Here is a 6,320-nt window from a genome sequence, read left to right on the forward strand (position 1 = left end):
CTGGAGCGACCTTATGGGGAGCATAAAGGGGAAAATAACGTCAACTTGAGCCCAATAAGGTCCGTGGAGTCCGTTAGATTTTGGAGTCGAACCTTTTAGGACAAATAACGGCTCTCCTGTCCGTTAGCGGAGGTGGGTTACTTTGACTAACGTGGCTGTCGTAACTTAGGTGGGTTACGATGACTCCCGTAGCTGCCCTCTCTGCCGTGACATCGATGGCTTACTTAGCTCCATTATCTAGCTCGCTCTAGCCCCCTTTAGTCCACTGACCTACTGCTCCTAAGCTACCCTAGCACACCAGCACTCTTTACCCACTGACCCTTAGCCACCCTGGCTCACCAGCGCCTTTAGCTCCACTTACCCACCGCCCCTCCCCCCTTAGCACCCCTGGCCCACCAGCACCCTTTAGCTCCACTAATCCCAACTAACCATCCTTCACCCGCTCCTTTGCCCTTTTAGCCCCTTCTCTCTACGCTCCCTTATTCGCCCAAGCCCTTTTTCTGCCTTGTGCCGACCTAGCCCCTCCCTATCCCCAGGAACTCTTGCGTTTTTAAAAACATATGTTACTATTAACATAGGTTAAAGAAAGCAGGGGTGAGTCGAATGTCGATCAGCTATGCGATTTTGGGGATGCTGAGCGCCCGGTCCCTGACCGGTTACGATTTGAAGAAGATTATTCAGGATTCGCCGTTTATGCCTTGGTCGGGCAACAACAATCAAATATACAAGGCGCTGGTTGAGCTGCTGGAGGAAGGCTGGGTGACCAACGAGGTTCACCATCAGGACAGCGCCCCGTCGAAGAAGATCTATACGATCACGGACGCCGGGCGGGAAGAACTGAAGGCCTGGGTGCTGTCCCCACCGGAGCTGCCGGAGTTCAAAAACACGTTCCTAGTGCGCCTCGCCTGGGCGGATTCGCTGGGTTCAAGCGAGCTAAACACCCTCCTTACGGGGTACGAGCAGGAAATTTACCTGCAGATCGCCGCAGAGGAGGAGAAGCAACGCCGAGGCGAATTTTCACCGCGCCGTACGCCTCGGGAGGCCTATTTATGGGATCAAATCCATGGCCGCGTTCTGGAGCAATATCGAAGCGAACTCGACTGGATCCGCCAACTGCGCGAAGATTTGGGAATCCGCCATACGAAGGAAGGAGAGAAACCCGTGAACTATCAACTTGTGGAAAAAAACAATCAAACCATCGTCGTCGTGACCTCCGCCGAACCGCCGATCGCCACCGGCAAGGACGCCATTCGCTTGATCGAGGCGTGCATCGAGCATAATGCCGGACTGCTCGCCGTCCATGCCGAGGCGTTATCCGAGGATTTCTTTAAATTAAGAACCGGAGTAGCCGGCGAAATACTGCAGAAATTCGTCAACTTCTCGCTCCGGGCTGCGATTGTTGCCGCCGACGGGAGCCTCATTAAAGGCCGGATGAAGGAGCTGCTCGCCGAATTCAATCGAGGGAACGCGTTCCGGGTGTTTGCCACCCAAGCCGAAGCGGAGAATTGGTTAGCGGGAAGTTAGGGCAGGAAGGCCTGCGTTCGTCCAAGTTGGCCTCGCTGGTGATGCATGTCCCGGGGATGGTATAATTTGCTTATGGACTAAGCGCTTGGGAGGCCAATCGATGAGAGAAGAGCTATTGGAACAACTGCAAACGTGGCATGAAGAAGATGAATACGAACAAATCGTTCAAGCCGTTATGGACGTGCCGGCGGAGGAAAGAGATTATGAGCTCATTAGCCATTTGGGGCGGGCGCTGAACAATCTGGAGCGTTACGACGAGGCGGTCGAGCAATTTCTGACCGCTGCCGAAGAAGGACAAGACGATCCGCTTTGGCATTACCGGATCGGCCTGGCGTATTACTATTTGGAGCGGTACGACGAAGCGCGGACCGCGTTTGAGAACGCCGACCGGCTGGATCCGGGGGACGAGGATACGCTGGAGTTCCTCGGCTGGATCGCGGAGAAAACGGCCGAAGGCGAGACCGGGGGCGAGGAAGCGGCTCAAGAGGCGGCGGAGCCTGGTGCGGCGGAAGCAACGAAACCGGAGGCCGAGCACATCGCGGCGGCGCCGGTCGCTTTCGAAGGTGACTTTGACGCGGCAGGCTTCTGGGACGACGGCAATCCCGCGGCGGAGAAGTACGTCTCCGCGCCGCCGACGGACGCGCTGATCGAGTCCGTGGAGGAGTCGCTCGTATTCCGCCTGCCGGCTTTCTACGTGAACCTGATGAAAGTACATAACGGCGGAATCCCCCGCAACCGGTATTTCCGGAGCGAATCCGGCGAGACCGTCGAAATTTTGGGCCTCATGGGCATCGGGCGAGAGAAGCCGCACTCGCTGTGCGGGGCTGCCGGGAGCCGCGCGACGATCGAGCGGGAGGGGTATCCCGAATTCGGCGTCGTCCTCTGCGATACGCCGTCCGACGCCGGGGTGGTTATGCTCGACTACCGCGAATCCGCCAATGACGGCGAGCCCGAGGTGGTTTACGTCGAGAAGGTGAGCAAGAAGGTCACCCGCTTGGCGCCGAACTTCGAGGCGTTCGTCCACGGGTTGACGGGCGGGGCGCAAAGCTAACCGTCAAGCAAAACGCCCATTTCTGGGAGGGCTCGCACGCGGGGCAAGCCCGGATTCAAATAAGCCGCCAGGATATCATATCCCGGCGGCTTTTTACCTCATGCATACGATTTTTCATACAGATTCCCGGATTCCGCCCATTTGAGGCCCTTATGGATATGAAACTTCATGCTTATTCCTCCGAAATCGACTGAATTGGTGAATTATACTCGAAATTTCATCGATAATCTCCCGTCTCTCCTTGAGTATAGGGAATAAGGAGTTCCTCGTTCCGCCAAAAAAGGGTAGAATGAGAAGAGAAGGAGAGGTACCCCATGGCACAATTGGTCTATAAGCAAATCATCGACGACCTGAAGAAGAAAATTTTCTCCGGTCAGTTTGCAAATATGAGATTGCCGGACGAGCGCAGCCTGAGTGAGACGTACCAGGTGAGCCGAAGTTCGGTAAAGCGCGCGCTGACGAAAATGGAGCATGACGGCATTATTTTTAAGAAGCGCGGTTCCGGCACGTTCATCAATCCCTTATACATAAAAAACGAGTCGATCTTCAACTACGAAGGCTCCAATCTCGGGGTCACCGACAACTTCCAGATGCACGGCAAGAGGCCGAAGGTCAAGGTGCTCAGCTTCGAGGTGATTCCGCCGACCGAGGAATTGCAGCGCGATTTGTTCCTGGAGCCGCATGATTTCGTGTACAAAATCGTCCGGTTGCGCCTGTTCGACGAGGAGCCCTTCATGATCGAAACGGGGTACATCCCCATCAAAATCGTGCAGGACCTGAACCAGACGATCATCGAGGGATCGATCTTCAACTATTTGGAGGACTCGCGGAACCTGGCCGTGACCAAGTCGTTCCTGTCGATTTACGCCGAGCCGTCCAATTCGCAGGACCAGGAGCTGCTGCATTTGGCGACGCATGAGCCGGTCAGCATCATGGAGGGGATCTTCTTCCTGGATAACGGCACGCCGTTCGAGTTCTCGCACATGCGCTTCCACTACAAATATTCGAAATTCAATACGTTTGTTTCGGTACAGGAGAAATAAGTATCGGACGGCATCCAAGCAGGCTGAACCCAGGTTCGGCTTGCTTTTTTTTATCCGGCGGCGGGCAAAATGGGCATGCTAAAGGTACCGGGGATACAGCGGCGGACCGATCAATTTTCATACTATGTTCAATATTTCACGTAATTGGACCGTATCAATTTTCGAAAAGGTCGTTATTATAGAAGTATAGGTGAAAACATTCACAAGGTTAGAATCGAACCAAACAGAAAAAGAAAACAAAGACAAAGGGAGTGGAAGAAATGGCATTTACGATGACGAACGTCGATTATTCCTCCAAAACGTACCTGGCCAAGCTGGACGCCTATTGGCGCGCAACGAACTATATCTCGGTGGGGCAGCTGTACCTGAAGGACAACCCGCTGCTGCTGGAACCATTGAAGGAATCGGACGTGAAAGTGAAGCCGATCGGGCACTGGGGCACCATTCCGGGCCAAAACTTCATTTACGCCCACTTGAACCGGGTCATTTGCAAATACGACCTGAACATGTTCTACATTGAAGGACCGGGCCACGGCGGACAGGTCATGGTATCGAACTCTTATCTGGACGGCAGCTACACGGAAATTTATCCGGAAATTACGCAGGATCTTCAAGGGATGAAGAAGCTGTTCAAGCAGTTCTCCTTCCCGGGCGGGGTTGCTTCCCACGCGGCACCGGAAACGCCGGGGTCGATTCACGAAGGCGGGGAATTGGGGTATTCGCTTTCGCACGGCGCAGGCGCGATTTTGGACCATCCGGACCTTATTTCGGCGGTCGTTGTTGGTGACGGCGAAGCCGAAACCGGACCGCTCGCGGCATCGTGGTTCTCCAACCGGTTCATCAACCCGATCACGGACGGAGCCGTTCTGCCGATCCTGCACCTGAACGGATTTAAGATCAGCAACCCAACGATCCTGTCCCGCCAAACGAACGAGGAAATGACCGCGTATTTCAAAGGCATGGGCTGGGAGCCGATTTTCGTCGAAGGCGAAGATCCGGAGTTGATGCATCCGGCGATGGCGAAAGCACTGGACACGATCGTCGAGAAAATCCAAGCCATCCAGAAGCATGCGCGCGAAACCGGGGATGCTACCCGTCCGGTATGGCCGATGCTGGTATTCCGTTCCCCGAAAGGCTGGACGGGACCGAAGGAATGGGGCGGCGTGCCGAACGAGAATTCGTTCCGTGCCCACCAAGTGCCGATTCCGGTAGACCAAAAGAACATGCAGCACGCTCCGGCTTTGCTGGAATGGATGAAGAGCTACCGTCCGGAGGAGCTGTTCTACGAGAACGGCCGCTTGAAAGACGAACTCGCCGAAATTTTGCCGAAGGGCAACCGCCGCATGGGCAAAAATCCGGTCACCGACGCCGGCCGTCTGGTGAAGGACTTGCGCCTTCCGAATTTCCGGGACTATGCGCTGGATAACTCCGTACCGGGTAAAGTTATTGCTCAGGACATGGCCGTGCTGGGCAAATACGTGGCCGAGGTCGTGCAACTGAACGAAACGAACAAGAACTTCCGCATCTTCGGCCCGGACGAAACGATGTCCAACCGCCTTGGACCGGTGTTTGACGTCACTAAACGCCAATGGCTCGACGCCGTGAAGGAGCCGAACGACGAATTCCTGGCTTCCTACGGCCGCGTGATCGATTCGCAGCTGTCCGAGCATCAGGCGGAAGGCTTGCTGGAAGGCTACGTGCTGACCGGCCGCCACGGCTTCTTCGCCAGCTACGAAGCGTTCCTGCGCGTGGTCGACTCGATGATCACGCAGCACTTCAAATGGCTGCGCAAAGCGACGGATCATGGCTGGCGCGGGAAGATTCCTTCCCTGAACGTCGTGGCGACATCCACGGTGTTCCAGCAGGACCACAACGGCTATACGCACCAGGATCCAGGCTTGCTGGGCCATCTGGCTGACAAAAAGCCGGAATTCATCCGCGAGTATTTGCCGGCGGACGCCAATACGCTGCTGGCCGTATTCGACCGAATTCTGAACGATCGCCAGAAGATCAACCTGATCGTCTCGTCCAAACATCCGCGTCCGCAGTGGTTTACGGCCGATGAAGCCGCGGAACTGGTGGAGAAGGGCTTGAAAGTCATCGATTGGGCAAGTACCGACCAAGGCGGCGAGCCGGATATCGTGTTTGCCTCCTCCGGCACGGAGCCGACGATGGAGAGCTTGGCCGCGATCAACATCCTGCACGAGAAATTGCCGGATCTGAAAATCCGTTACATCAACGTCGTCGACCTGCTGAAGCTGAGAAGCCAGAAGCTGGATCCGCGCGGCTTGTCCGATGACGAATTCGATGCGTTCTTTACCAAAGACAAACCGGTCGTGTTCGCGTTCCACGGTTATGAAGGCCTGATCAAGGACCTCTTCTTCGACCGCCACAACCATAACCTGCACGTTCACGGTTACCGCGAAAACGGCGACATCACGACGCCGTTCGATATGCGCGTGGTGAATCAAATGGACCGGTTCGACCTGGTCAAGGAAGCGGTGTTGAACCTGCCGAACGCCGAGCAATACGCTTCGATCGCCGCCGAAATGGATGCGATGGTGAAGAAGCACCATGCCTACATCCGCGAGGAAGGCGTTGACCTGCCGGAAGTGGAAAACTGGGTTTGGAAACCGTTGAAATAAGAAACGCAACATTAGGATACGTTTTAGGCCCGTTCCCTTTCTGGGAGCGGGCTTTTT

The 6,320-nt window shown here is 55.4% G+C and carries 4 protein-coding genes; all 4 read left to right on the plus strand.

What is annotated here, in order from left to right; all coding sequences use genetic code 11:
- The first annotated feature begins 603 nt into the window (after positions 1-603).
- Positions 604-1,524: a PadR family transcriptional regulator gene (locus MJ257_RS24145; RefSeq protein WP_240271730.1), complete on the plus strand. Its 921-nt coding sequence runs from the start codon at positions 604-606 to the stop codon at positions 1,522-1,524.
- A gap of 100 nt (positions 1,525-1,624) precedes the next feature.
- Positions 1,625-2,575: an SMI1/KNR4 family protein gene (locus MJ257_RS24150; protein WP_240271731.1), complete on the plus strand. Its 951-nt coding sequence runs from the start codon at positions 1,625-1,627 to the stop codon at positions 2,573-2,575.
- 314 nt (positions 2,576-2,889) lie between these two features.
- Entirely contained in the window at positions 2,890-3,618 is a 729-nt protein-coding gene (locus MJ257_RS24155) for a GntR family transcriptional regulator (RefSeq protein ID WP_240271732.1), read from the plus strand.
- A gap of 260 nt (positions 3,619-3,878) precedes the next feature.
- On the plus strand, positions 3,879-6,263 hold the full coding sequence (locus tag MJ257_RS24160; protein ID WP_240271733.1) for a phosphoketolase family protein: 2,385 nt from the start codon (positions 3,879-3,881) through the stop codon (positions 6,261-6,263).
- Positions 6,264-6,320: the final 57 nt, after the last annotated feature.

The organism is Paenibacillus timonensis (genome assembly GCF_022427145.1).
Lineage (GTDB): Bacteria > Bacillota > Bacilli > Paenibacillales > Paenibacillaceae > Fontibacillus > Fontibacillus timonensis.